Here is a 26,040-nt window from a genome sequence, read left to right as displayed (position 1 = left end):
CCAGTCGGAGTACTGGATGACCGCGGCCGCCATCGGCAGGCCCAGCGCGCCGCCGATGCCGAGCGAGGAGCTGATCAGCGCGATACCCGATCCGAGGCGTTCGCGCGGCAGCAGATCGCGCAGTGCGGCGATGCCGACGGGCACGATGCCGGCGCTCATACCCTGCAGGCCGCGCCCGACGATCATCGGCCACAGCGAGGAGGACACCGCGCAGATCACCGACCCGGCCAGCAGTGGCACCGTCGAGCCGAGCAGCACGAGGCGTTTGCCGTAGAGGTCGCCCAATCGTCCGGACACCGGTGTGGTGACCGCGGAGGCCAGCAGGCTCACGGTGACCACCCAGGTGGCGTTGGCCGGGCTGGTGTGCAGGATTTGCGGCAGCTGGCCGAGTAACGGCACGACCACCGTCTGCGTCAGCGAGACGACGATGCCGGCGAATGCCAGCACCGCCAGTATCGCGCCGGAACGCCCGGCGGTATGTGCTTTCTCCACGCCCTACTCCTCGAATATCACGAGCCGAAGTTTGCATCATACATATTAGGTGCATCATGCACATTTGATGAAAATTGCCCGTTTCACCTGTCCACCCGTTGTGCCGGGCACCGATATCGACGCTCCGGCTTCGTGAGTTGTGCACGACCGTGGTCCGATCGGCTCCGCGCCGCCCGCGCCGACCGTAGGGTGTGGCTGCGTCGGGGCAGTCATTCACAAAGGGGCGCAGTGGTTTTCGTTGTGGCATCCAAACCGTGCCGGCGGTTCCTCCCAACGGCCGTTCTCGCGGTCGGCATCCTCGCGGGCGATCCGGTCGGCGGGATGGCGGTGAGTTGCGCGCAGGTGCCGTCAGCTGGGGATATCGTTGTTCCCGGCGGGTCCTTCGAACCCGATCTCGGCTCCAGTCACTACCGCCCCGGCACGGGGTTGGTCGATCTGTTGTGGAGGTTGCTGTGAAACGAGCCCGGACGCTGCTGATCGTCGTGCTCGCGGCCTGTGCCCTGCTGGTGTCGATGACGGTTCGCCCACCGCTCGGTCGTGCGGACGACGGCCCTGCTCCCACGGATTCGACCGAATGGCAGCAGTGGATCGATCGCACGATCCCGGCGCCGAATCTGCCGCCCGCGCCCCCGCCGCCCAACGCCCAACTGCCGCCCGAGCTCGCCGCGCTGTGGCGGTCGGTGTTGTCGCCGCCGGCCGGCGATCCGCTGTTCGATCAGTGGCCGGCCGGACTCGAGGCGATGCGCCCCGGTGACCCGATCGAGGTCCGGGATGTGACCGCCACGGCCGCGCCGCTGGCCGTGGTGCCGATCGCCCGCGCGCTGCAGCTGAAATTCCGTTCCACGGGCGCGACCGGTGCGCCCTCGTTCGGCACGGCGACCCTGTTGATTCCCGCCGCGAACTGGACCGGTCCCGGACAGCGCCCCGTGCTGGTGAACGCCATCCCGATCAATTCGCTCGGCCTGCGCTGCACCCCCGGTTATGCCCTGGCGCACGGATTGCATCCCAAATTCAGCGCGGGTGACCTCTTCCCGCCCACGACGTGGTGGGGCCTCTCGCGCGGCTACGGAGTTCTCGTTCCCGACCACGAGGGCCCGTGGATGGCCTATGCCGAACCACATGTCGCCGGGCATGTGATCCTCGACGCGATGCGCGCGGTGCGCACGGTCGAACCGAAGACGTTGGGAGACAGCAAGTTCGCGATCGGCGGCTATTCCGGCGGTGCGATCGCGGCCTATGCGGCGGATATGCTGCTCGGCGAGTACGCGCCGGAACTGGCGGGGTCGATCGTCGGGGTGTCGGTGGGTGGTCTGGCCACCGACTACGGCGAGGTGGCCCGTCATTTCAACGGCAATATCGCGTCGGGAATCCTGATGGTCGTCGCGCTGGCCTTCGCCCGCGAACACCCGGAACTGCTGGATCAGCTCAACCATCTGGGGGAGTGGCTGGCCACCTCCCCGGTGAAGGACACCTGCGGCGACAGCAACGGGCCGCTGGGCGTGACCGGCGTGCCGATCGAGCTGGCGACCGACACCGCCCATCCGCTCGACACCGAGGCGGCCCGCGCGCTGTTCGCCGCCACCGATCTGCGGGACCGGAAATCCGCCGCGCCGCTGTACATCTACCACGGCCTGCTCGACATCTGGATTCCCGAGGTCGAGTCGACCGATCTGTTCCGCACGCAGTGCGCTCGTGGCGTTCCCGCCGTCTTCCGCAGCGTCCTGGGAGAACATTCGATCACCCTGATGGCCGGTTTCCCGGGCGCGATCGACTGGCTCGATCAGCGACTGCGCGGTGTGCCCGCGCCGAATGAATGTCCCGCCCGCTGAAACACGGTGCGGCGGAGAGATTTCGGTTTCAGTTCGCCGCAGCCGACCCGGGGCGCGGCAATCCGAAGTGGTCGCGCAGCGTGGTGCCGGTGTATTCGGTGCGAAACAGCCCGCGGCTGCGCAGAATCGGCACCACCGTGCTGGTGAACACCTCGAGTCCGCCCGGATAGTAGGGCGGCATGACGTTGAATCCGTCGGCGGCGCCGTGGCGGAACCAGTCCTCGATGGTGTCGGCGACCTGTTCGGGCGTCCCCGCGAAGACCCGGTGCCCGCGCGCACCCGCGAGCCGGTGCAGCAGTCCGCGCAGTGTGGGCTGCTCGCGGGTGACGATGCCCGCGATCACCTGCCGGCGGCTGGCCGCATTGTCGGTGACATCACCGGCGTCGGCGAACAATTCCGCGGGCACCGGTTCGTCGAGCGCCAGATTCCGCAGCGATTCCCCGGCGAGGCTTTCCAGCTGGCCGAGACCGTATTCGGGCACGGTCAGTTCGTTGAATTCGCGTTGCAGTTGTTTCGCCCGCGCCTCGGTATCGGCGATGAACGGGCTGATACCCGGCAGGATTTTCACATGTTCGGGGTCGCGACCGAACTCCCGGGCCCGGCGCTTGATGTCGGCGTAGAACGTCTGGGCGTCCTCGAGTCGCTGATGGGCGGTGAAGATGGCCTCGGCGTAGCGTGCCGCGAAGGCCCGTCCGTCGTTGGAGGCGCCGGCCTGCACCAGTACGGGATGGCCCTGCGGAGTGCGTGCGGCGTTGAACGGTCCGCGCACGCGCAGATATTCGCCGCGGAAATCGATGCGATGGATCTTGTCGGGATCGGCGTAGATGCCGGCGGCACGATCGAGGAGCACCGCGTCGTCGTCCCAGCTGTTCCACAATCCGACGACCGCGTCGACGAATTCGCGTGCGCGCGCATAACGTTCGGTGTGATCGGGGTGACGGTCCAGGCCGAAATTGGCCGCGGCGAGGTCGGTTCCGGTGGTGACGATATTCCATCCGGCGCGCCCGCCCGAAATGTGATCGAGCGAGGAGAACAGCCGGGCCAGATTGTAGGGCTCGTAATAGGTCGTGGACGCGGTCGCGATCAGGCCCAGATGCGTGGTGGCCGAGGCGATCGCGGTCAGCAGCGTGATCGGTTCCAGGCCGGGCGCGGCGTTGTAGCGCACATCGGTGCGCAGCGCGGGGCCGTCGGCGAAGAACACCGCATCGAGCGTGGCGGCCTCGGCGGTGCGGCCGATCTCCTGGTAATAGGTCACGTCGTAGATCCGGTCGGGCCTGCTGTCGGGATGCCGCCACGCGGCCTCGTGGTGGCCCGCGGGATAGATGAAGGCGTTCAGATGCAATTGCCGTTCACTCATACGAGCACACCCGTCCGATAGTCGCGATGAACCCGGTCTGCGGACCGGGCGACGGCAGTCAACCAAACGGGTGCGGTCGCGTAAACGGTTTGTGCGGGGCGTGATTCGAATTGCGCCGACCTGGCTACTTCACCACAGAATCCTGCTGATCGTAAGGATTCTCCGCCGCCGGGGTGCGGGCGAGTATTTCTGTCGGGCATCTGTCCGGCGACGGTTTCGGCCCCGTTTTCGAAGGAGTACGGCGATGAGCGAGGCATGGCAGATCGATGCCGATGTGCTGGTGATCGGCGGTGGACCGGCCGCCTGTTGGGCCGCGATCCACGCCCGTGAGGCCGGGGCCGAGGTGGTGCTGGTCGACAAGGGATACTGCGGCACCAGCGGCGCGACCGCGCCCGCGGGGACCGGCGTCTGGTACGTGGCGCCGGATCCGGCGGCGCGCGCGGCGGCCAAGGCCAGTCGCGAGGAGCTGGGCGGCTTCCTCGCCGACCACCACTGGATGGACCGAGTGCTCGACCAGACCTACGCGAATATGCACCGGCTGGCCGAGGAGGGCCGCTACCCGTTCCCGGTAGACCCGCGCACCGGCAATCCGATTCGCACCGGCGTCCAAGGCCCGGAATACATGCGCCGCATGCGGGCGTGGGTGCAGCGGCTCGGCGTGCGGATCGTCGACCACGCCCCGGCCCTGGAACTGCTGGTCGATCGGGACGGCACGGTCCGCGGCGCGGCCGGCTACCTGCTGCACGAGCACCGCGACTACCGCGTGCGCGCCGGTGCGGTGGTGCTGGCCACCGGCGGCTGCGCCTTCCTGTCACGCGCGCTCGGCACCAACGTCGACACCGGTGACGGCACACTCATGGCCGCCGAGGTGGGCGCACGCTTTTCCGGGATGGAATTCTCCAACGCCTACGGCATCGCCGCGAAGGGTTCGACCGTCACCAAGACCGCCTATTACCGCTACGCCACCTTCTTCCACGAGGACGGGAGCATTCTCGAGGGCGCCGGATCGGTGCAGGGACGGTCGGTCATCGCGCGGACCCTGTTGCAGGAGAGGGTGTTCGCGCAACTGGATCGGGCGGACCGAACCACGCAGGAGCAGATGCGACGCGGACAGCCGAACTTCTTCCTGCAATTCGATCGCCGCGGCATCGACCCGTTCACCCAGCGCTTCGAGGTGGATCTGCTGGCCGAGGGCACGGTGCGCGGCACCGGCGGGATCGAGGTGGTCAGCGACGAGTGCGCGACCTCGGTGAGCGGCTTGTACGCCGCGGGCGACGCGGCCACCCGCGAACGCATCTGCGGCGGATTCACCGGCGGCGGCAGCCACAATGCGGCATGGGCGATGTCGTCGGGCAGCTGGGCGGGACGGGGTGCGGCGCGATTCGCGCGTCGCGGTGGCCGTCCGGACGGTTTGACACGGGGCGGGCGAACGGGGTTGCGGCCCACCGGGTCCGGGCGCATCGGCGCGGACGAGGTGCTCGCCGCGGCACGCGCCGAACTGCTACCGGTGGAGAAGAATTATCTGCGCCACGGCGACCGGGTCCGTGCGGCGTTGGCCGCCCTGGACGCGGTGTGGACGGAGGCGGCCGCGGGGCTGCGGGCCACCGGCGCCGACCGCGTGCGGGCACGTGAGGCCGCCGCGATCACCGCGGTCGGCCGGCTGATGTACCGATCGGCATTGGCGCGCACGGAATCTCGCGGTATGAGCAAACGGGCCGACCATCCGGAGCTGGATCCCGCACAGCACCACCACATCCTCAGCGGCGGGCTCGACGAGGTGTGGACGGTGGCGGCGGCGCTGCGGTCGGCCGATACTCCCGCGGTCGCGGCGGTGGCCTGATGATCGAACTGGTTCACGCTCCGGCCTGCATCGCGTGCGACAAATGTGTCGATGTCTGCCCGACGAACGTCTTCGATCGTGGTGGCGACGGAATCCCGGTCATCGCACGGCAATCCGATTGCCAGACCTGCTTCATGTGTGAGGCGTACTGCCCCACCGATGCGCTGTATGTGGATCCGCAATCCACGCCGCTGCCGCCGCAACAGGAGGTCCCGCGTGAGCACATCGGCGCGTATCGGCGCAAAATCGGCTGGGGTAAGGGGCGCCGGCCAGGAAGCCTGACGGCGGTGGGGCCGGAACTTCCACCCGGCCCGGCGCCGCGGCCCTCGGGAGCGTGAGCACGAACAACTCACGCGCGGCAAGGCGAAACAGACAGGCTCGCAACGTAATTCCCGATTCGGCCGAAATGATCCGGCTGAATGCAACCGGTGGCGACGAGGGCGGCTATCGATACCGTCGGGGGATGGGTAGCAGTGCGCGACGCCGGCCGCTGAAGATCGTCACCGGAGTCAGTGGTTCGCCGAAAATCTACGATGCCGCCATCGATCCGCGGCGCTCGACGCTCGACGACGCCCTGGGTGTCGCGAAACTCGCCGAGGAACACCGCTTCGACGCCTTGTTCGCGGCGGATCTGCTGAGTTTCGGCGCGCAGGGCGCCATCGGGGCTCAGGAGCCGCTGATCTTCCTGTCGGCCCTCAGCGCGGTGACCCGGCATGTGGGCCTGATCGCCACGGTCACAACGACTTTCCACCATCCCTACAACCTGGCGCGACTGTTCGGGACGCTCGACCACATCAGCAACGGGCGCGCCGCGTGGAATGCGGTGACCTCCTCTCTGGGCGAGGAGAATTACGGCGCCGGGGACCTGCCCAGCCCGGAGGAACGCTACGCCCGCGCGACCGAAGTCCTCGAAGTCGCGAACGCGCTGTTCGACAGTTGGCAGCCGGGCGCGCTCACTGCGGACGGCCACGGCGGCGCGGTTTTGGACGCCGAGCTGGTACGCCCGATCGACTATTCCGGACGCTATTTCACCGTGCGCGGCCCCTTGAACATTCCGCCGCTGCCGCAGCGACGCCCGGTGCAGTTCCAGGCGGGGCAATCCGAGGGCGGCGTGGAATTGGGCGCCCGGTTCGCCGAGGTGGTCTTCACCTCACTGGCGACGCTCGACGACGCGCTCACCTACACGAAGAAAATCCGCACGCGCGCAGCGGATGTGGGCCGCGCCGACGGACTGCCGTACATCTTCAGCTCGCTGCACACCACCTACGGCGCCACCGAAGAGGAAGCGCGGCGGCTGGTTCGTGAACGGGCCGAGGCCACCGATTTCGAGGCGGGCCGCCACGCGCTGGCCGATATGCTGGGCGGCGAGATCGACCTGTCCGAGTTGCCGCTGGACCGGCCGATCCCGGACTCGCTGCTGCCCGATGTGCACGCGGTGAACCGGCGCCGCGGCCGCGTGGAAATCTTCACCGCCCTGGCTCGATCCGGAAAAACGTTGCGTGAGTTGATCATCGCCGCCAAGGACACCGGCCATTGGGCCGCCGCCGGCACTCCCGAACAACTCGCCGACGCGATTCAGGAACGCTACGACGCCGGCGTCCTGGACGTGATCGGCCTCGGCGGCCTCGACGACCCGCGCAACCGCGACTTCCTGCTCGAGGGCCTGCTCCCCGAACTTCGCCGCCGCGGCATCGTCGGCTCCGACTACGTGGGCGAGACGTTGCGCGACAACCTCGAACTTCCTCCGTTGCCGCCGCGAAACGCCTGACGCGCTCTTCAGAATTCGAGGACGATCCGGCCCCGGACACCGCCGGCTTCGAGCAGCTCATGCGCTCGGGCTGCGTGATCGGCGGGAAAGGTCCGGGCCACACGCAGGGTGAGTGCGCCTTCGGAGGCGAGGCGGCTCAATTCGCTCAGCGCATGTGGTTCGTCCAGATGGTCGGCGACCATCACGAGGTGGACCGAAATGCCGCGCTCCGGAGTGGCTCCGCCGCCCAGGGCCGCGGGCCGCAGGATGACGAACGCACCGCCGTCGCGCACGGCCGGCAGCACCGCATCGCCTTGGAGCGCGGTGTCGATCAGCGCGTCCACGCCGTCGGGAGCGTGGGCGCGGATGCGGGAGGCCAGGTCTTCGCCGCGCGGCACGACGACATCGGCGCCGAAATCGCGGACCAACTGCTCATCGGCCGGTTTCGCGTCGGCGATCACGGTGTAGCCGCGCGTCTTCGCCAGCTGGATCACGTAACCGCCGACGGCGCCGGCCGCACCTGTCACCGCGATGGTGCGCCCCGCGCGCGGGTCGAGCACGTCCAGGGCGAACCAGGCGGTGAGGCCGTTCATCGGAAGCGTTGCGGCGGAGACGAAGTCGCTTCTCTCGGGCAGGCGGGCCACCTGTCCCGCGGGTACCACGATCTTCTCCGCATAGGCACCGCCCCCTTCGAGTACCGGTAGCGTGATCGCGACGACCCGATCGCCACTGTGCCAGCCGGTCTCGGGGCCGGCCTCGTCGACGATGCCCGCGACGTCCCAGCCGGGGACGTACGGCGGTGTCACCTCCCGGTAGCGATCGTGCGCCATGCCGGACCGGGTCACGGTGTCGGAGGGGTTCACGGCCGCGGCCGCCACCCGGATCCGCACCTCGCCGGGACCGGCGTGCGGTTCGGGCACCTCGACGGGTTTCAGTACCTCCGGACCACCCGGCTCCTCGAATCCGATCGCCAGCATCGCACCTCCCGAGTTCGCATTCTGCTATCTCCCGGGCCAACCGCCTTCTACCGGAGATTTGTTCCGAGGGGTGCGAAGACAGCGATGCGTGCAGTACCGCAGCTGCTTTCGCGAGCCGTCGGTCGACTCAGCCGTTCACAGCCGTTCTCGCGCGAACGAGATGCGGGCCCGGAAGCGCCGGTCCGCCGGCGGGGAGGTCGGCATAGGATCGCACCAGCGCGATCCCCGAGTGGTCCTCGATGTCGGTGAATCCGGCCGACTCGAGTTCGCTCCGCATCTGCTCTTCGGTGAAGAAGCTCACCCACGGTTCGCCCACGGCCGCAACGCGTTTCCCGCGAGCCTGCTGACCCGCGTCGGGTGGGTAGGAGTAATCGAACACCAGGTCCGCACCGCCGCCCTGGCCCGCGATATAGCGCAGCGTCTCGGCGATGGCGTCGTGCTCGAGATAGACCACCACGCCGAGCCAGACGAAGACCGCGCTGCGGGCACGATCCAGTCCCGCCTGTGCCAGCGCGTCGGCGAGGTTGTCGCGGTGGAAGTCCACCGGGGTGAAGGTCATCGAGTGGGGAACATCGATTCCCGCTTCGGACAACCGATTTCGCTTCCACGCCTGCGTGTCGGGGTGGTCGACTTCGAAGAACCGCACATCCGGGTGGGGATTGCGGTAGGCGGCGGTATCCATCCCCGCGCCGAGCACGACCACCTGGCGGGTTCCACCGGCGACCGCCTCCGCGACGGTGTCGTCGGCGAAGCGACTGCGGGTGGCGAGGAACAGCCGGCGCCGCCGGGCCAGTTCCGGATCCACCCCCTTGTCGAAGGGGTTGTCGCGAGCCGCTTGTTCGCCGACGATCCGCACCGCCAGCGGATCGGTGAAGATCCGCGGTTCATCGGCGAGTTGGTGATAGGCCCGCGCCTGTGCGGTGGCCATCGCGGTTCTGCTGGGTTGCCCGACCTGCATACCGGTCACCGTACGCCCGGGTCGCGGCCTGATCATCGCGAGATCCGTCACGCGCACTTGCCGTGGGTTCGCTGGTTACCCGGTATGAAACTGGAACGCGTTATAGATTGTGGGCAGCCGAGAGTCTGGAGGAACGATGTCCGCGAACGCGTCGGCGGCGGAACTGCTCGCCACGGTGGAACGATCCCCGCAGGCGGTCGCGGTGCACGATCGTGCGGCCTGGGTGGATCTGTTCGCACCCGACGGCCGGGTCGAGGATCCGGTCGGCTCGCGCCCGCACATCGGCCGAGCGGCGATCGAACGCTTCTACGACACCTTCATCGGCCCCAACGACATCGTCTTTCATGTCGACCACGACGTCGTACGCGGTACCACGGTCTTCCGCGACCTCGTCCTCGACACCACCATGTCCACCGGTGTGACCCTGCACGTGCCGATGCACCTGCGCTACGACCTGATACGCGTCGGCGGCGAATGGAAGATCGCCCGCCTCTACGCGCACTGGGAGCTGCCGGTGATGGTCGGTCAACTGCTCGCCGCCGGCGGGCGCGGGCTCGCCGCGGCCACGAAACTCGCGCCGCAGCTGCTCGGAAACCAAGGCATCGGTGGCGCTGTGGGTTTCAGCCGCGGTTTCCTCCGGGTCGGCGCGGCAGGCAAACGCGCCGCCACCGGATTGCTGGAAGCGGCCGGTCGCGGTGACGTCGCCGGTGTGCGCGCGGTACTCAGCCCAGGCGCGGTGGTGGAATGGCCGGCCGGTTCCGATGTGGGCCATGCCGAATTCGTCAAGCGGGTGCGCGGACTCGAGGTCGGCAAGACGATCGCTGCTGGCCGATTCGTAACCGTCAGTGTGCGCACCCCGACCGAACGAGGTATCGCGGAACTGGAGGTCGACGGCCGGCGGGTGGTCGCACTGCGCGGCTTCGTCGCCGAGGACTGAACCGGTTTGCCGAGGTCGTGTTCGCCGATGAACTGCTGTTGAGGCGCTCGCGGGGGCGGAGTGGCGGCTCGATTGCGGCACTACCGATCTCCTCGGCGTACCGGTGCGTAGCGGAGAGCGTCTGCGTTTCGCGACCGGCGGCGTGATCGGCAATGCCCTCGTGCTGGCCTTCCTCACGTCCGGTCCGGAGCTCGCCCGATGAAACGTCCCGACACGACCCAGGTGCTCGCAGCCCTTCGGCCGCTGCGCATTCCCTTGATCCTGCTCGCGCTGTACCTCGCCCTGCACACGGTGATGACGGCGCTCTCGGTCCGGCACGGTTACGGCTCTCCGGACGGGCTGGGTTTGGGCTCGCTGGCGGTGGCCGCGGCGGTCGTCGTCCTCCGAGTGGCCCTGCTGATCGTCGGGCCGGCTGTTCTCGCCTTCCGGCTGGTGGTGTGCGTGCTGGCTCAGTTCATCGCAAAGCCTTCGGTGGAGAAGGTGAACCCCTTTCCGGAGGCATCGTCTCGGCACGACACGCCGGAGTCTCGGGCGGTACAGGTGAAGCCATCGGCCGACAGGGATGTGTTGTAAGGCAACACTTTTGCCCCGTCCGGCGTCTGCCGGAACACCGCTTGCCCCAGTACCGCGAAGCGGGGGTCGCTGCCCCGCTCGATCATGATCGTGTCGGGCGGGACCTGTTTGTGGGAGTGGTGGCTCTCCACCGTCGGAGCGCCTTTCACGCCGATTCCCGCGCCGGTGTTCGTCGCGGGCTGGCATCCGGCCATATGTGGGTCACCGCTGATGACGATCGCGCAATGCCATCGCCCGGCCGGAGTGGTGAAGTAGTAACCATCGATCCCGCCGGAGGTGGCGAAGTACGACCGGGCATCGGCCACCGCCACGCCGGGCATCGCCATATTCGACAGCGTGGCCGATGTTCCTGCGGGCGAGGCTGTCCCGACACTCCGCACGTCGGAGACCGCCTCGTTGTCGCCGACCGTCTCACCGGCCGAACCACCGCAGCCGACAACGCCCATCGTCAGCAAGCAGATCGACATCGTGACGAACGGTGAAAGAACTGCACGCCTGTTCATCGCACGCTTTCCGAAACCGTCACGGTCTCATCAGGTTCGAGTGGTCGGCCGACTTGCCGCAGAACGGCTACCGATTTTCGCGGGGCTGGACGGCGTCCACAATAAGCTGTTCGACCGACAGCCGTGCAGGTCTTCCGTATTGTTCGGTTCGCCGCGCGGAGTGTCGGACGGCGCGCCGGTAAAGCCTGTTCTCGGGAAAGCCGCTCCAGCAGTGGCGTCACAGCGCGAATTTCTCTGGGCATCACCGCAAGTCCGCAACGCGTCGCCGCGGTGGGTTGTACCGCGCGATAATGCTCGGCTTCCGCCGCGGTGAGTGTGCGCCTCAATTCCGAGAGCAGCACGCGCTCGACGAGAAAATTCTGCTCGAGTATTCGGCGCTCGGGCGCCTTCTCATGAGTCGATGTAGTGCATGCGCCCGGCCGTACGCTCTGCGACCCGAATCACCAAGGTCACCAGACCTGGAAGGTCACCAGACCTGGAAACTCGGGGCTGTCTGGCTCTCCCAGGGCTTCTTACGCTTCGAAGTGTCTCCAGGGCCGCAGTCGGCCCTGACACTCATCGATACGGAGAAGTCCCATGAGCAAGCGATTCGCCGCCGCCGCATTGACCACTGCCGCCCTGGCGCTGCCGCTCGCGGCCGCACCGTCGGCCTCCGCGGACACGACCGGCACGGGTTCGGCCTCGGGCTCGGCGAATGCCCTGAGCAATCTGATCTGTGAATTCCGGGACTACCTCGGAATGGGCGGATGTGTCTACCACATGCCGTGAAACCGCCCTGCTCGCAGGGAAATTCGTGTGGATCGCCTGCCGTTCCGCGGGCATCGGCCTGGCCGTCGACGATCCGCGCGCCGAGGATCCGGCGCAGTGGAAGAGACTCAACCTGCTGGGCTTCGCCCTGATGGACGCCCGCGACGCTGTGCGGCAGTAAGGCCGAGCGAAAAAATCCAGCGTCGGGCTTGACCTTGACCCAGGGGCAAGGTTCGACGATGGCCCGCATGAACGACAACGCACTGCACACCATCGCCGACCGCGTCCGCTCGCAGGTGGTCGCCTTCTGCGAATCCGACAAGCTCCCCGGCTACGTCGCCGGTGTCTTTCACGCGGGCGAACAGATTCTCGTCTCGCACGGCACCGCGAACCTCGCCACCGGCGCCCCGATGCGCGAGGACACCGGGTTCCTCTTCGGTTCCGTCACCAAGGTGCTCACCACCACGCTCGTACTGCAACAGGTCGAACGCGGACTGCTGAAACTCGATGCGCCGGTGGTGGACTACCTGCCCGAATTCGCGCTCGCGGAACCGGGCGCCGCGGACGAAATACTGGTCCGGCACCTGATCTCACACACCAACGGTATCGACGCGGACCTGTTCTTCCCCGATGCCGAGGGCCGCGACGCGCTGCAACACTACCTCGAGGGCCTCGCGCAGTGCGGCGCCCTGTTCGCACCCGGCGAGCAGCTCAGCTACTCCAACGGCGGCATGATCGTGGCGGGCCGCCTGCTCGAGGTGGTCACCGGAACGCCCTACCCGGACCTGCTGCAGCGGGAGTTGTTCGACCCGGTCGGCATGACGACGTCGAGTGCCTCTGCGCGACAAGCGATTCTGCGCAGCACGGCGGTCGGCCACTTCATCGATCCCGTCACCGGGAGCGTCGAGCCGACCGGCATGTTCATGCTCCCCGACACCTGGGGACCGGCCGGCGGCACCCCGATCGGCACGGTCGCCGACCTGCTGGCGTTCGGACGCACCCACCTCGCCGCTGGCGTCGCGCCCACCGGCGTTCGGATCCTGTCCGCGGAATCGACGGCGACGATGCAACGAGTCGCCCACGATATGCGCACTCCGAACGTTCCCCCGATGGGGCTCGGCTGGGTGCGGTATCCGTTCGGCGACACCACGGTGCTGGCGATGTCGGGCGCCTCACCGGGCGGGGTGTCCATTCTGTGTGTGGTCCCCGAACACGACCTGGTCTTCACCGCCTTCGGCAACACCTCCGGAGCGATCGTGCTGCACGACCGGCTGCTGCGGTGGCTGCTGATCGAACATCTGGGCATCGAAATCCCCGCGCTCATCGATGAATTCGATGCGGAGTTCGACCTCACCCCGTACGCCGGCACCTACCGGTCGGGCCAGCTCCGCGTCGATGTCGACATCGTCGACGGGCAGCTCGAGGAGCGCGTGACCTACGAACCCGACGACGCGACGCAGGAACGCATCTTCACCGCATTCGCCGGGGGCGGGACGTCGGCACCGCCGCAACGCTATGTTCCGGTCCGGCCCGGTCTGTTCGCGCCCGTGGGCTATCCGCCGGAAATCTTCGACGGGTATCTGCGGTTGCTGCTGGTCTCGTATCACGACATTCGCGACGGCCGTGCCCGTTTCCGCAATGCCGGCGGCCGCCTGACCCGGCGTTCCTGACCGCCCCGGCGCGCGGAAGGATGTCCCTATGCTCACGATCGGACAGCTCGCGGACTATGCGGGCGTGACCGTCAAGGCCGTGCGCCACTATCACCAGCGCGGTCTGCTCGCCGAACCCGACCGCGACGCCTCGGGCTATCGTCGCTACACCGCGCAGCACGCGATCGACCTGGTCAAGATCAGGACACTGGCCCACGCCGGGGTGCCGCTGGCCCGTGTCAAGGATCTGCTCGACGCCGACTCCCGCGCCCTCGCGGCGGCCCTCACCGAGATCGACCACGACCTCGAACAACGTATCGAGCAGTTGCGGCGCACCCGGGAACAACTCATGCAGCTGCGCGGCGGAGACCGCCTCTACGTCTCCGCCGACGTCGCCGATCATCTCGACGAACTGCGCGAACTCGGCGTCAGCGAGCGGCAGATTCAGCTGGAACGGGACGGTTGGATCCTCATGCAGACCGCCTCACCCGCAGCGGCCGCCGCGTGGATCGCCGAAAAGCGCGAACTGCTCACCGATCCCGAATTCCGCGCCATCTATCTCGACTACGACGCCGTCTACGATTGCTCCCCGAAGGATCCGCGGCTACCAGAGTTGGCGGCGCGGACGCGAGAGTGGTTCGGGCGCAGGGATAATGGATCGAGCGACGTGCCGGATCACGATGCGACCATCGCCCGCCTGGCGGTCCAGTCGCAGCCCGGCGCGTCGTCTCCGGCGTGGGACCGGCTCGCCGAGCTGATGCGGGAGCCCAGCGAGGAGCGGTAACGCTCGCCGCCGAGCAGCTACCCGCACGCAACAAGCTACCGCGCTGGCTGTTTTGTCAAAAACATTGAAGTACAACGGTTTCCGCTAGGGTGTCCGCCGTGCCCATACAACGAATGGCAGGCAATCTCGCAGGACATCGGACAGGACACGCAACATCTCGCGCGGGGGACGCATGCTGAACGACGCAAACGCGGTGCACCACAGCGGCCGGGCGTCCGGCCATGGTTCTCCGGCGCGCTCCGCGGAACCACAGTTCCGGCTCGATTCCTCCGACTTCGCGGCGGACCCGCACGGCGCCTACGAATCCATGCGCCGGCGTGGGCCGCTGGTACCGATCGAGCTGGCACCCGGGGTGCCGGCCACTCTGGTGATCGGATATCAAGCGGCACTGCAGATTCTGAACGACGAGGCTCGTTTTCCCGCCGATCCGCGCCGGTGGGAGAAGAACGCTCCGCCGGACTGCCCGGTGACGCCGATGCTCGGCTATCGGCAGAACGCCCTGCGCACCGCGGGCGCGGAACACGCCCGTTACCGGCGCACGATCACCGACGCGCTGGACACCGTCAATCTGCACAAGGTCCACGGCGCGGTCGCACGCGCCGCCGACGCTCTCGTCAACTCCTTCTGCGAGCGCGGCACCGCCGATCTCCGGATGGATTACGCCTTCCCACTGACCTTTCGGGTTCTCAGCGAGCTGATGGGCTTCCCCGACGACGCCGCATCGGCGGCCTACCAGGGGATGGCCGCGATGCTGGACGGGGTCGGCGCCGAAGAAGGTCAGCAGCGGTTCATCGAGGCGCTGCTCGGGGTGGTCGAGCAGAAGCGCGAGCGCCCCGGTGACGATCTCACCTCGCGACTGCTGACCCACCCGGAGGGCCTGGACCCGATGGAGATGGTGAACCAGGCCGCGTTGCTGTTCTCGGCGGGCACGGAGCCGACCTGCAATCTGATCCTGAATACCTTGCTGCTGTTGATGGCCGACGAAGAGTACGGCGGCAACGTGCTCAGCGGTGCCATGGATACCCGCGATGCCATCGACGAGGTCCTGTTCGCGGATCCGCCGCTGGCCAATTTCTGCATGACGTATCCGAGACAGCCGCAACTCATCGGCGACGTGTGGTTGCCGGCCGATCAGCCGGTGGTCGTCAGCTTGGCGGCATGCAACACCGACCCGCACATCGTCGGCGGCGACCGGCGGGGAAACCGGTCTCATCTGGCGTGGGGAGTCGGCCCGCACTCGTGCCCGGCGCAGCCGCTCGCGCAGACGATCGCGCGGCAGGCCATCGATCTGCTGCTCGATGCGCTTCCGGATATTCGCCCGGAAGTTCCTGCGCAGCAACTAACTTGGAGGACCGGGCAGTTTCACCGCGCCTTGGCAGCCCTGCCGGTGGTGTTTCCCGCATGCCCGCCGATGCGTCTCACCTGATGGAGGGTCTCCGATGACAGATACGCAGCCGCTGGTGCTGGATCCCAGTGCCGCCGACATCCAGGGCGAGCTGGCCCGCATTCGCGCTCGCGGCCCGGTGACCGAGGTGGTGCTTCCCGGCGGTGTGCCGGCCTGGTCGGTCACCGACGCCGCCGTGCTCCGGCAGCTGCTCACCGATCCGCGCGTTTCCAAGGACGCTCACCAGCACTGGCCGCGGTTCATCGACGGCGAGATCGGGCCCGACTGGGTGATGTTTCCGTGGGTGGCGGCGAGAAATATGCTCACCACCTACGGCGAGCAGCATCAACGGCTGCGCAAACTCGTCGCGCCGGCGTTCACGAACAAACGCACGCAGGCGCTCCGGCCGCGGATCGACGCGTTCGTCACCGAATTGCTCGACGAGTTGTCCGCTGTTCCCGATGGCGAAACCGTCGATCTGCGTGCGGGTTTCGCCACCGAGTTGCCGATTCGCGTCATCGGTGAGCTGATGGGAGTTCCGGCCGGGATGGATGAGCAACTGCGCATCCACGCGGACGGCATTCTCGACACCAGTCTCGATCCCGCCGAAGTAGGTGCGCATTTCGGCGCGCTGTTCGTCCTCATGGACCAGCTTCTGCAGTACAAGCGGGACAATCCCGGCGACGACCTCACGACCGTGCTGATGAACGCCCACGACGACGCGGACGGGTCGCGGCTCGACGAGCAGGAGTTGCGCGATACGCTGCTGCTGATCATCACGGCCGGGCATGAGACCACCGCGAATCTGTTGGACCACAGCATCATTGGTCTCCTTACTCATCCCGAACAACGGAAGGCGGCCATCGCGGAACAAACGCCGTGGTCCGAGGTGATCGAAGAAGGACTTCGATGGAACGCCCCGCTGGCGCATATGCCGATGCGTTTCGCGGTGGAGGACATCGACATCGCCGGAAATTCCGATTTTCCGGGTGTGCGGATCAACCGGGGTGACGTGATCATCGCGTCCTTGGCGGGTGCGGGCCGGGATCGAAAAGTGCACGGCGACAATGCCGATGTGTTCGATGCCGGGCGGCGGTCGAAGGAACACCTCGCGTTCGGGTACGGGGTGCATCATTGTCTGGGGGCGCCGCTGGCGCGGTTGGAGGCGGCGATAGCGCTTCCTGCATTGTTCTCGCGCTTTCCCGAATTGGAACTCGCGGTGGATGCTGCGGAGCTGAAGCCGATTCCGAGCATTGTCACCAATGGGCATCGCGAAATTCCGGTCTACCGGACGGCGCGCGAATTCTGATCGGAGCCGAAGGATGGCCTCGACCCATGCGGGACGGGGCCATCTTTTATGCGAGCCGACGCGCAGGTGGGTTGTGGCGATCATCGCGGCCGCGCCGGCCGGTGAGCGACCCATGCGGACCCGCTGGCCCAAAGACTCGCCGATGCGCGCACGGCGTGTGATCACCTGACCTACGGTGAGCTCGACACCCGATCCTCCGACGGCATCACCCCACGGGTGGAACCCGCGTGCGTCCTTCTCGGCGGCGATATCTACGTTTTTCCTACGGCCGGTGTGCGGAACGCGCGCCGATACGCGCCCGGCGTGGTGCCGACCTGGTCGCGGAAGCGGCGACGCAGATTGACCGCCGAGCCCAGCCCCACCCGGACCGCGATGGCGTCGACCGGTAAGTCCGTGTCCTCCAACAGAACTCGCGCCCGCGCCACCCGACGCTCCAGCAGCCACCCACCCGGACTGGTGCCTACCTGGTCGGCGAACCGGCGCGCCAGCGTACGCGGCGAGACGTTGAGCTGCGCGGCCATATCGGCCACCGACAACGATGTCTCGAGCCGCGCCTCGGCCCACTTCAACAGACCGTCGAATCCGTCCTCGACCGGCGACGGCGGCGCGTACTGAACCTGACCGCCGTCCCGATGCGGTGGCATGACCATGTGCCGCGCGATGAGTGCGGCATGCGCGGCCCCGTGATCCGTGCGAACCAGGTGCAGGCACAGGTCGATTCCCGCACCCGCTCCCGCACTCGTGGCCACATCGCCGTGGTCGACATACAGCCGATCCGGCTCCACCCGAACCTGCGGAAACTCCCGCGCCAATTGCCCTGCCCGAGCCCAATGGGTCGTGGCCGAACGCCCGTCCAACAGCCCGGTCCGCGCCAACGCGAACACCCCGGAACAGATGGTGACCAGCCGCGCCCCGCGGTCGTGCGCCCGGACCAGCGCCTGCCGCACGGGTCCCGACAGCGGCGTCTCCACCGGCAGCCACCCCGGAATGATCACGGTGTCCGCGGAGTCCAGCGCCGCCAACCCCCGCGTCACCGATATCGCATAACCCGCGGTCGTAGGCACCGCCCCCGGCGCCTCCGTGCACACCTCGAACTCATAGTACTGCGGCACGCCGTCCCGCTGTGTACCGAAAACCTCGACAGCGCAACCGAGTTCGAACGTCGACTGCACCGGCCGCACCAACGCCACCACACGATGCATGGCAAGAATGTACCCCTCAACGTCATCTCAGACACTGTCCGGGTATCGCCGCATCCGGCACCGTGACAGATATGAACCCCGAAATCCTCACCCAGCCCGGCTACACCTGGACCACCGTCGCCGACGCTCCGAGCCGCGAACTCTTCCCCGGCATCCGCCTACGCCAACTGTGGAAGGGCGACAACGGCGCCCACGCCCACGTCCTGGAGATGGACCCCGGCACCTCCTGGCCCCGCCGCGACGTGCACGAACCCGGGCCCGAGGAGGTCTACGTCCTGACCGGCACCTTCAACGACGGCGCCCGGGACTATCCGGCCGGCACCTTCATCCATGCCCCGGCGGGAAGCTGGCACGTTCCGGCAAGTGAGACGGGGTGCACGCTCTTCCTCTTCTATCCCGAGGGGTAGTCAGGCAACTCAGGAGCCGAATCCTGGCGGTCTGTCGCCGCTGCGGTTGGGGTCGGCCAGCCTGGATGGTGCTTACGCCCCGAGGCCGTCACACGACTCGGAGTTCTGGGTCGGAGCAGGGGATACTGATCGGGAACGGGTGATCGATGGTCACCGCACCCACGGCGGTGGCGGACCAGGCGCCGGCCAGGATGTAGTTGGCGGTGCAGCACCGTCATGGCCGGGCCGGAGGAACACGTCGGTTTCGATGCTCATCCGCCGGCTCTGCTTGGTTCTATCAATATGTGCCAGAACGCGTTTCGCAGGCTCGTGGCCTACGAAACGCATGGCAATTCCTAGCCGGTCGACATGATCGCGACTATGCGCGGCGGGGCCGCTATGCGGTCGGAGCGATGAGGCCGCCGTGCTTTACGGCTGCGTTGAAGGCATCCCAGTCCGCCGGAGCGAAGGCGAGCGCGGGCCCTGTCGGGTTCTTCGAGTCGCGCACACCGACCGTGCCGCAGACTTGGCAGATCGCGTCGACGTCCCACAGCCGGATCCGGTCGGCGGTGCCGGTCTCGAGCCGCTGGACCGTGGTGGCACCGCGTTCGATGCGGCGCGCGAGCTCCGCGATCGTCAGGCCGGATCCCTGACGGAGCTCCCGTAGATACCGGCCGAGCTGACGGCGGGGGAGCGTCGAACTGATATCCACCATGGCGAGCTGCCTCCTTTGGATGCGGTGGTCCGGGGTTGTGGATGGACGCCGCGGGGTTCTGGGACGACGAGCTTGGACTTCTGATGAATCCCAGCGGATTATCCACACTTGCTTGTCCGTTCACGACGAATTCGCTGTGCTGGGACTGCATCTGGGGCGGGGCGTGCTGAACAGCCTTCGGCCCCTCCCATCGAACCAAGGCATCGCCAGTGATGACAGCAGATCGAGTGGAACGGCCTGGGCAGGCAAACCCGTTGGCGCGCATACGCGGAGAGGATCACGCGGCAGTTGGTGAGCGTATCACCGAGGCCGAGGGGTTGCGTGCGGTATGGCGATCGACCCGGGACCCACGGGGCCGCATCGAGATATCGGCCGTATTCGACACCGGCGCAACTCCGGAACAGATCCGGCGGTTCGCGCCCGGTACGGCCCTGGCTCAGGCGCGTGAACTGCATCCGAAGTGGAACCGATCCGAAGAACCTGTCGTCGCATCCTCGCCTGATCACGGCGCGGAAGCCGCTCCGATGGAGGACCCTCGGCACCGTCTTCCTGGCCGTGTCAGGCGAGCCCCTGTTCGGAAATCCATCGCGAAGGAACAGGGCTTGGGCTGGATTCCTACCGGGGAAGCGAAGGCCTTGCGGGATGTTGCCGGTGCGCTGGCGGTGATGTCGGTGGCGCGCAGCAAGGCTGTCGGATTGTTACGCACCGAGATATCGGGGTCCGACACAGCTCGGCACGATATCGAAATCCAATGTCTTGCTCACCATCTCGGGTTTCGCTGGCTCTGCACACTGCCCCCGCCGGCGGGTGCCCGCGATCCAATCGGCGACATCCTCGCGATCGCGGCGGGGATGGACGCGTCGGCCGTCCTCGTCTACGACCTGGCCCACGTCGACGATCGGCCCGAACGTGTGAGTGCCGACTTCGATCTGGCCACCGTCGCACCGCCCCGGTTGTGGCTCGCCGGAACGACGGAACCGTATGCCGTGGAACCACCACCGTTGAACGACTGCACCTGGGAGCCCACTCACCTCGAACGAGATTGCGCTCGCCGATTGTGGGAGATCCACCGTGATTGTTTCCCCGGCTGCCTGGCCGGGCTCGCGGCGAGCGCAGCGCTGTCGGCACTGGACGAGGTGGACTGATTCGACGCGATCAGAGGGCGCGCGAAGCTCTCGATGCGGCAGCAGCGTCGGTCAGGACCCGGTCAGGTTCGCGATGACTCGGACTGACCCGTCGCTGTGGGTGAATTATTCGTGCAAACTCGCCTTGATTACGCGGAAAACTCACTCATCGGCCGAGGTTTGCACGAAAAATTCAGCCCACATCGTTCGCCGTCGTGCGCACCCGAATAGGGCCGCCGCAGGGTTCGCGCCTTCTGCTCACAGGATGCCTGTCCGTTTTACGAAAACGCTAGCTGGAGGGCTGCCGCAGCCCCTATTCTCACCAAGCACGAGGTGACGCTGTCGGCTGACGGCGAATCCCCTGCCGCGCTTGTTGGTTCATTCTCTGGAGTCACCCCCTTTGTCAACCCCACCTTCCGACCTGGCTGCGGCCCCCGGCTGCCCTGTTCATCAGGCCGGTACCCCCTTCGACACCGACGGCCCCCGAATCGTGCTGGACACACCGGCATTCGTCGCCGATCCCCATCGTGCCTATGAGGCGATGCGCCGCCGCTTCGGCTCCATCGTGCCGATCGAGCTGGCGCCCGGCGTGCCCGCGACGCTGGTCATCGGCTATCACACCGCGTTGCAGATCCTCAACGATCCCGACCACTTCCCGGCCGACCCGCGGGCGTGGGAGCGAACCGTTCCCGCGGATTGCCCGGTGCGGCCGATCATGGAGTGGTATCCGAACGTGATCCGCAGCGCGGGCAGTGCGCATGCGCGGTATCGGCAGGCGTTCACGGCGGCCTTCGACCGGGTCGACCTGCACGAATTGCACACCACCGTCGAGAAGATCGCCATCCCGCTGATCAACGAGTTCTGCGAGTCGGGTTCGGCGGATCTGGTGTCGCAATACGCATTTCCGCTGGCGTTCGAGGTGCTGAACCGTATGGTCGGCTGTTCGGCGGATCTGGGCCGGCGCGTGGCCACCGGGATGGCGGCGATCTTCGACACGGTGAACGCCGCATGGGGGATGGACCATATGAGTCAGGCGCTGATGGAGCAGGTGCAGCTGCGCCGCGCCGCGCCCGCCGACGACGTCACCTCGCATCTGGCCCACCATCCGGCCAAGCTCAACGACGAGGAGATGGTTCGCAACCTGATCGTCTTCTACGGCGGAGGCATCGAACCGCAGCAGAATCTGATCTCCAACACCCTGCTGCTGATGATCACCGACGAGCGTTTCGGCGGCGACATCCTCGCGGGCAGCCTGTCGACGCGCGATGCGCTCGACGAAGTGCTGTTCACCGATCCGCCGCTGGCCAACTTCTGCATGACCTATCCTCGCCAGCCGATTCTGATCGACACCACCTGGCTGCCTGCCAATCAACCGGTCATTATCAGTCTGGCTGCGTGCAACAACGATCCGGAGATCGCGGGCGGCGATCGCACCGGTAACCGCTCGCATCTGGCCTGGGGGGCGGGCCCGCATGCGTGTCCGGCGCGTTCGGTGGCGTATCTGGTGGTGCAGGATGCGATCGATCAGCTGCTCGACGCGCTGCCGGAAATCCGCCTCGCTGTCGATCCGAGTGAGATCAGTTGGCGGCCTGGGCCGTTCCATCGCTCGATGACGGCACTGCCGGTCACGTTCCCGCCGTCGCCTCGGCTGCATCTGGTCTAGGTGAGGCGGTAGGCGGTGTAGCGGACCGTGGTCGCTTCCCGAATCGCCGATGCGACGAAGAGGGACTGTTCCAGTCCAGCGAGCTGCGGATTCGACGTCTCCAACCGCACGGCCAGACGGAAATAGTAGTCCGACGGGTCGACCGGATCGCCGCGCAACAATGCGTCCAGCACCTCCGGCGCTCCGCTGCGGATGCCGGAGGTCCGGAGGTAGATGTGGGCGCCGTCCGCGGTGCGCGCCGAGTAACGGGTGTCGATCTCGATGGCGCCGTCCGGGCGGATCACTTGCCAGTCCGCACCACCGGGAAGGATGTCGGCCTCGAACAGGCCGCTGATCCGGCCGCCGACGATCGGTACGACGCGGCGGTGGCCGGCGCGGGTCACGCCGTGGTCCTCCGGCGGGCCCAGGCGTGCCTCCACTCGGAACGCCACCTCCAAGCCGGGCACTGCCGGGGCGCTCACGATGACCACACCGGCAGTTCGATCCGCGACGGAGACACTGCGGCGTGTGAAATCTCTTGTGTTGCAGAGTGAATGGTGGCCGCGGTGGCGGCCGGCTCGCCCGATCCGGGATTGCGCGCGTATCGCGGATGGGCGCCGGAACTGATCTGCACGCTGATGCGGTGGCCGGCTGCGAACCGGTGGAAGGTGGGCCACAGCCGCACCTCGATGTCGCGGAAACCGTCCGCGTCCGGTGCCGGGTCCGTATCGGTCGTGGCGATGCTGCCGATGCGGCGGATACCGTCGCATACGGTCATCGATCGCCCGTCCGGGTGGAGATCGCAGATCCGGACGAAGATGTCGGCGCTGGGTTGCGACGATCGAAAGCTGATGCGCGCCAACGGTTCTCCGGCAACGGTGACGGGGGTGGTAAGCGGCTCACCACGGAATACGATGACGTCGCCGCGGCGCTCGTGTGCGGCGTTGTCGAGCGGGTTCGAGGTCGGGCCGAGGCTGGGGCCGCCGACGGCGGGTGTGGGATCGGCGGGGTCGTAGACGTAGCCGGTGATGCCGCCTTCCGGGCGATCCGGGCCGAGCTTGCGTGAGGCGTGCAGGTACAGCGTTTCGCTCGCCGTGCCGGACGGCGGCCAGGTTTGCAGGTCGTGCCATTGTTCGGCGCCGGTGAGATAGGCGCGCACCGGTGCTACCCGCTTGCTCGGAGCATCGGCGAAATGCTCTTTCAAGAATTCCACCGTCTCGGCGACCGTCGGTGCGCCCATATCTCGGGTGAGATGCCCCCACGGGCCGACAGTCAGGCGCGGTGGTCGTCCCGCTTCGGCGAGCTGTGCGTAGTTGCGCAGCTGCCACGGCAGGAAGATGTCGTACCAGCCGGTGATCATGTACACCGGCGCGGTGACATCGGGGACCGAGGCGGTATGCGACTGCTGAGTCCAATACTCGTCGGTGAGCCGTTCGTGACCGACCCAGTCCTGGTACCAGTGCACCGTGCGACCGTTCGCGGCGACATCACCGCCGGACAGCGGGAGCACGTCGAATGCCTTGCGCAGCTTGCGATCCGGGCGCAGCTGACCCAGCACCAGGGCGAGCAGTTCACGGTGGATCATCCGGTCCATCATCTGCGTCCAGCCGAGCGCGTTGCGCAGTGCGAAGGCCGCGTTGTCCCAGGTGATGGCCCCGAAATCGGGCATCGTCACGACCAGGCAGAGGGCATCGGGCGCGATGTCCGGATCCTCCTTCTGCAGCTTTCCCGCCACTGCCCACTGGGTGAAGCCCATATAGCTGGCTCCGAAGGTGACCACCGGCCCTGTGCACCAGTCTTGTTCGCGAACCCAGCGGTGGGTCGCGATACCGTCGCGCTGCTCATCGATCTGCGGGGTGAACACACCGCGGGAACCCCAGGTGCCGCGGCAGCTCTGGAACAGCACGGGAAAACCTTCGCGGGCCAGGGCGCGGGCATGGCCGGCGACGGGTCCGCGGCGCCCGTACGGGCCACGGATCACGATTGTGGGCAGCTTCGGATCGGGGTTGCCGATCGGCGTGATCAGATCGGCGAGCAACTCGACACCGTCGTCCATCGGGACGCGCAGGTTCTTGCGGACGGCGATGTCGTGCGGGCCGGGAACCAGTCCCTTGATGATCCGCGCTTGAATCCACCGCGAAAGGCGCTGGCGGGGCGTGCTCATTCGGTTTCCTCCGTGGTCTGGAGTCGTTGGAGAGCCTCGCGCAGGCGTTCGAGCGCGGGGAGTGCGGTGGCCAGCGCGGCGCGGTCCTCGGGATCGAGAGTCGCCGCCGCGGCGTTGATGAGAGCGCCGCTGGCCTGGTCGAAGCGAGCGAACAGATTGTGGGCCCGCGCGGTCGTCGCGATTTCGACATGGCGGCGGTCGCCGGGCCGGGGGCGGCGTTCGACCAAGCCGCTGGCCTCCATCGCGGTGAGCAGATTGCTGACCGTGGGGCGGCTCAGCCCGAGTCGTTCGGCCAGTTCGCTCGAGGTGCTGACGGTGCCGGGCGGCAGGGCGCGCACGATTTCGATCTGCGCATCCGGGATGTCCGGGAGATGTTCGGCGGCACGGGCGGCGGAGAGCAAGCTTCGGCGCAGCGGTGAGATGACCGATGCCAGCCGGGCGGGATCGAGGTCGGTCACGAGACGTCCCCCTCGTTGAATGGTGGGGTCAGCGAAGGCCGGTGGTTGAGGGTGTCGCGATCGAACCCGGCGGCCTTCTTGTAGCCGGTGGCGATGGCGGCCAACTCCTTCGGCGAGATGACGTCGTGAATGTGCGCGAACCCGTTCGGCGCGCGTTCGTGGGCGAGAACCATGACCTGCTCGGGGCCCTGCTTTCGGTTGCTGTGCACCAGGGCAGTCGTGGCCGGGCGTCGATCCTGCTCATAGGCGGCGAGAGCTGCGTCGGGGGTGTGCGCGGTGGCCAGGTGGAACGCGAGGGTTCGGGCATCGAGGATGGCTTGTGAGGCCCCGTTCGAACCATTCGGGTACATCGGATGTGCCGCGTCGCCGAGCAGCGTCGTGCGCCCGTATGTCCAGCGGTCGAGCGGGTCGCGGTCGACCATCGGATATTCGAGGATTTCGTCTGCGGTACTCAGTAATTCGGGTACTTCCAGCCACGGGAAGCGCCAGTCTCGGAACAGATCCACTATCTGCGCCGGTGCGACCGCGCGATTCCAATCGGCATTCTGTTCGCCGAATCCGACTGTCCGGCGCTCGGCGATGAAATTGATCGCGTCGCGGATCGGATATGCCACGAACTTCTGCTCGGCGCCACCGGCCATGATCATGGTGCGACCGTCGAGGAAACCGGGCAGCTTCGCTGTCCCGCGCCACAGCGTCAGTCCGTTCCAGACGGGTGGGCCTTCGTCCGGCTGGTGCTGGTGGCGGAGGGCCGAATGGATGCCGTCGGCGCCGATTATCAGATCGGCATTTACAGTGGATTCGCCTGTGGCCGTGGCGAAGTGGGCGCGACCGTCGGAGTCCGCGGCGAGTAGGCGATGTCCGGTGCGGACGGTTCGCGCGCCCAGCCTTTCACGCACGGCGTCGAGCAACGCCATCTGCAGTCTGCCGCGATGCACCGACAGTTGCGGCCAGTGGTATCCGGCTTCGAGGCCGCGCGGCTCGCACCAGATCTCCTGTCCGAACCGGTTGTAGTAGGCCAGTTTTCGCGGCGCCACGGCCAGCGTGGCCAACCGCTCGCCCAGGCCGAGTTCGGTCAGCTCACGCACGGCATGCGGGAGCAGATTGATCCCCACGCCGAGCGGCCGCAACACATCGGCGCGCTCGTACACGGCCACATCCCGGAACCCGGCCGCATGCAGGCTCAGGGCCGCGGCCAGGCCACCGATGCCGGCGCCGACGATCACGATCCTCATGGGCGGACAGTTTTGCAACAAAACTATT

General features: G+C 67.3%; 25 protein-coding genes. 14 read left to right on the top strand and 11 right to left on the bottom strand.

The window, feature by feature from the left end:
- On the bottom strand, positions 1-492 hold a 492-nt coding region (locus tag NK1_RS15965; protein WP_245660558.1), incomplete at its 3' end, for an MFS transporter.
- A 452-nt stretch (positions 493-944) separates the two neighbouring features.
- Here NK1_RS15965 and NK1_RS15955 point away from each other — a divergent pair.
- Positions 945-2,321: a lipase family protein gene (locus tag NK1_RS15955; protein ID WP_245660557.1), complete on the top strand. Its 1,377-nt coding sequence runs from the start codon at positions 945-947 to the stop codon at positions 2,319-2,321.
- Positions 2,322-2,349: 28 nt separating this feature from the next.
- On the opposite strand, the gene NK1_RS15950 is transcribed toward NK1_RS15955, so the two are convergent.
- On the bottom strand, positions 2,350-3,678 hold the full coding sequence (locus tag NK1_RS15950) for an LLM class flavin-dependent oxidoreductase (protein ID WP_063009416.1): 1,329 nt from the start codon (positions 3,676-3,678) through the stop codon (positions 2,350-2,352).
- 244 nt (positions 3,679-3,922) lie between these two features.
- Between NK1_RS15950 and NK1_RS15945 the strand changes: the two genes are divergently transcribed.
- From NK1_RS15945 to NK1_RS15935, 3 genes are all read left to right on the top strand, one after another.
- Entirely contained in the window at positions 3,923-5,518 is a 1,596-nt protein-coding gene (locus NK1_RS15945; protein ID WP_063009414.1) for an FAD-dependent oxidoreductase, read from the top strand.
- Entirely contained in the window at positions 5,518-5,856 is a 339-nt protein-coding gene (locus NK1_RS15940; protein WP_063009458.1) for a 4Fe-4S dicluster domain-containing protein, read from the top strand. Before NK1_RS15945 ends, NK1_RS15940 begins: the two co-directional genes overlap by 1 nt.
- A 125-nt stretch (positions 5,857-5,981) precedes the next feature.
- The gene (locus NK1_RS15935; protein WP_063009412.1) at positions 5,982-7,286 is read left to right on the top strand and encodes an NtaA/DmoA family FMN-dependent monooxygenase; all 1,305 of its coding nucleotides are present in this window, start codon (positions 5,982-5,984) and stop codon (positions 7,284-7,286) included.
- Between the two features lie 8 nt (positions 7,287-7,294).
- Here NK1_RS15935 and NK1_RS15930 read toward each other — a convergent pair whose 3' ends face one another.
- Together NK1_RS15930 and NK1_RS15925 are read right to left on the bottom strand one after the other, a co-directional pair.
- Positions 7,295-8,242, bottom strand: coding sequence for an NADP-dependent oxidoreductase (locus tag NK1_RS15930; RefSeq protein ID WP_063009410.1), 948 nt, complete (start codon positions 8,240-8,242; stop codon positions 7,295-7,297).
- Between the two features lie 127 nt (positions 8,243-8,369).
- Complete coding sequence (locus tag NK1_RS15925) at positions 8,370-9,236, bottom strand: class I SAM-dependent methyltransferase (RefSeq protein WP_245660556.1); 867 nt, start codon at positions 9,234-9,236, stop codon at positions 8,370-8,372.
- 100 nt (positions 9,237-9,336) lie between these two features.
- On the opposite strand from NK1_RS15925, the gene NK1_RS15920 reads away from it, so the two are divergent.
- The gene (locus tag NK1_RS15920) at positions 9,337-10,137 is read left to right on the top strand and encodes a nuclear transport factor 2 family protein (RefSeq protein ID WP_063009408.1); all 801 of its coding nucleotides are present in this window, start codon (positions 9,337-9,339) and stop codon (positions 10,135-10,137) included.
- A 449-nt stretch (positions 10,138-10,586) separates the two neighbouring features.
- On the opposite strand, the gene NK1_RS15915 is transcribed toward NK1_RS15920, so the two are convergent.
- Positions 10,587-11,036: a hypothetical protein gene (locus tag NK1_RS15915; protein ID WP_157104292.1), complete on the bottom strand. Its 450-nt coding sequence runs from the start codon at positions 11,034-11,036 to the stop codon at positions 10,587-10,589.
- 753 nt (positions 11,037-11,789) lie between these two features.
- Here NK1_RS15915 and NK1_RS15910 point away from each other — a divergent pair.
- From NK1_RS15910 to NK1_RS15890, 6 genes are all read left to right on the top strand, one after another.
- The gene (locus NK1_RS15910) at positions 11,790-11,981 is read left to right on the top strand and encodes a hypothetical protein (protein ID WP_063009404.1); all 192 of its coding nucleotides are present in this window, start codon (positions 11,790-11,792) and stop codon (positions 11,979-11,981) included.
- Complete coding sequence (locus NK1_RS35390) at positions 11,962-12,141, top strand: NADAR family protein (RefSeq protein WP_218023125.1); 180 nt, start codon at positions 11,962-11,964, stop codon at positions 12,139-12,141. The genes NK1_RS15910 and NK1_RS35390 overlap by 20 nt, the downstream gene beginning before the upstream one ends.
- A gap of 67 nt (positions 12,142-12,208) precedes the next feature.
- Positions 12,209-13,630 (top strand): serine hydrolase domain-containing protein, encoded by a 1,422-nt coding sequence (locus NK1_RS15905; RefSeq protein WP_218023124.1) that lies wholly within the window; start codon positions 12,209-12,211, stop codon positions 13,628-13,630.
- Positions 13,631-13,658: 28 nt separating this feature from the next.
- Complete coding sequence (locus NK1_RS15900; protein ID WP_063009400.1) at positions 13,659-14,393, top strand: MerR family transcriptional regulator; 735 nt, start codon at positions 13,659-13,661, stop codon at positions 14,391-14,393.
- A gap of 172 nt (positions 14,394-14,565) precedes the next feature.
- Entirely contained in the window at positions 14,566-15,819 is a 1,254-nt protein-coding gene (locus tag NK1_RS15895; protein WP_063009398.1) for a cytochrome P450 family protein, read from the top strand.
- Between the two features lie 13 nt (positions 15,820-15,832).
- Positions 15,833-17,086: a cytochrome P450 family protein gene (locus tag NK1_RS15890; protein WP_063009396.1), complete on the top strand. Its 1,254-nt coding sequence runs from the start codon at positions 15,833-15,835 to the stop codon at positions 17,084-17,086.
- Between the two features lie 251 nt (positions 17,087-17,337).
- Here the strand turns inward: NK1_RS15890 and NK1_RS15885 are convergent, their stop codons facing one another.
- Positions 17,338-18,288, bottom strand: coding sequence for a GlxA family transcriptional regulator (locus NK1_RS15885; protein ID WP_063009394.1), 951 nt, complete (start codon positions 18,286-18,288; stop codon positions 17,338-17,340).
- Positions 18,289-18,359: 71 nt separating this feature from the next.
- On the opposite strand from NK1_RS15885, the gene NK1_RS15880 reads away from it, so the two are divergent.
- A complete protein-coding gene (locus NK1_RS15880; RefSeq protein WP_063009392.1) occupies positions 18,360-18,695 on the top strand; it encodes a cupin domain-containing protein in 336 nt (111 codons plus the stop codon).
- A gap of 376 nt (positions 18,696-19,071) precedes the next feature.
- Here NK1_RS15880 and NK1_RS15875 read toward each other — a convergent pair whose 3' ends face one another.
- Positions 19,072-19,389: a helix-turn-helix domain-containing protein gene (locus NK1_RS15875; RefSeq protein WP_063009390.1), complete on the bottom strand. Its 318-nt coding sequence runs from the start codon at positions 19,387-19,389 to the stop codon at positions 19,072-19,074.
- 602 nt (positions 19,390-19,991) lie between these two features.
- Here NK1_RS15875 and NK1_RS15870 point away from each other — a divergent pair.
- Together NK1_RS15870 and NK1_RS15865 are read left to right on the top strand one after the other, a co-directional pair.
- Entirely contained in the window at positions 19,992-20,534 is a 543-nt protein-coding gene (locus NK1_RS15870) for a hypothetical protein (RefSeq protein WP_063009388.1), read from the top strand.
- A gap of 379 nt (positions 20,535-20,913) precedes the next feature.
- Complete coding sequence (locus tag NK1_RS15865) at positions 20,914-22,176, top strand: cytochrome P450 family protein (RefSeq protein ID WP_036509390.1); 1,263 nt, start codon at positions 20,914-20,916, stop codon at positions 22,174-22,176.
- On the opposite strand, the gene NK1_RS15860 is transcribed toward NK1_RS15865, so the two are convergent.
- From NK1_RS15860 to NK1_RS15845, 4 genes are read right to left on the bottom strand one after another with little or no spacing between them, the layout of a single operon-like run.
- Positions 22,173-22,637, bottom strand: coding sequence for a DUF3237 domain-containing protein (locus NK1_RS15860; protein ID WP_084461017.1), 465 nt, complete (start codon positions 22,635-22,637; stop codon positions 22,173-22,175). The genes NK1_RS15865 and NK1_RS15860 overlap by 4 nt on opposite strands.
- Complete coding sequence (locus NK1_RS15855) at positions 22,634-24,319, bottom strand: CocE/NonD family hydrolase (protein WP_063009386.1); 1,686 nt, start codon at positions 24,317-24,319, stop codon at positions 22,634-22,636. Before NK1_RS15855 ends, NK1_RS15860 begins: the two co-directional genes overlap by 4 nt.
- Positions 24,316-24,777 carry a MarR family winged helix-turn-helix transcriptional regulator gene (locus NK1_RS15850; RefSeq protein WP_063009384.1) on the bottom strand — a complete coding sequence of 154 codons (462 nt, stop codon included), beginning with the start codon at positions 24,775-24,777 and terminating at the stop codon, positions 24,316-24,318. Before NK1_RS15850 ends, NK1_RS15855 begins: the two co-directional genes overlap by 4 nt.
- Positions 24,774-26,012 carry a flavin-dependent oxidoreductase gene (locus NK1_RS15845; protein ID WP_063009382.1) on the bottom strand — a complete coding sequence of 413 codons (1,239 nt, stop codon included), beginning with the start codon at positions 26,010-26,012 and terminating at the stop codon, positions 24,774-24,776. The genes NK1_RS15850 and NK1_RS15845 overlap by 4 nt, the downstream gene beginning before the upstream one ends.
- Between the last annotated feature and the right edge of the window lie 28 nt (positions 26,013-26,040).

Source organism: Nocardia kruczakiae NBRC 101016 (assembly GCF_001612965.1).
Lineage (GTDB): Bacteria > Actinomycetota > Actinomycetes > Mycobacteriales > Mycobacteriaceae > Nocardia > Nocardia kruczakiae.
This window is presented reverse-complemented; position numbering and strand designations above follow the sequence as displayed.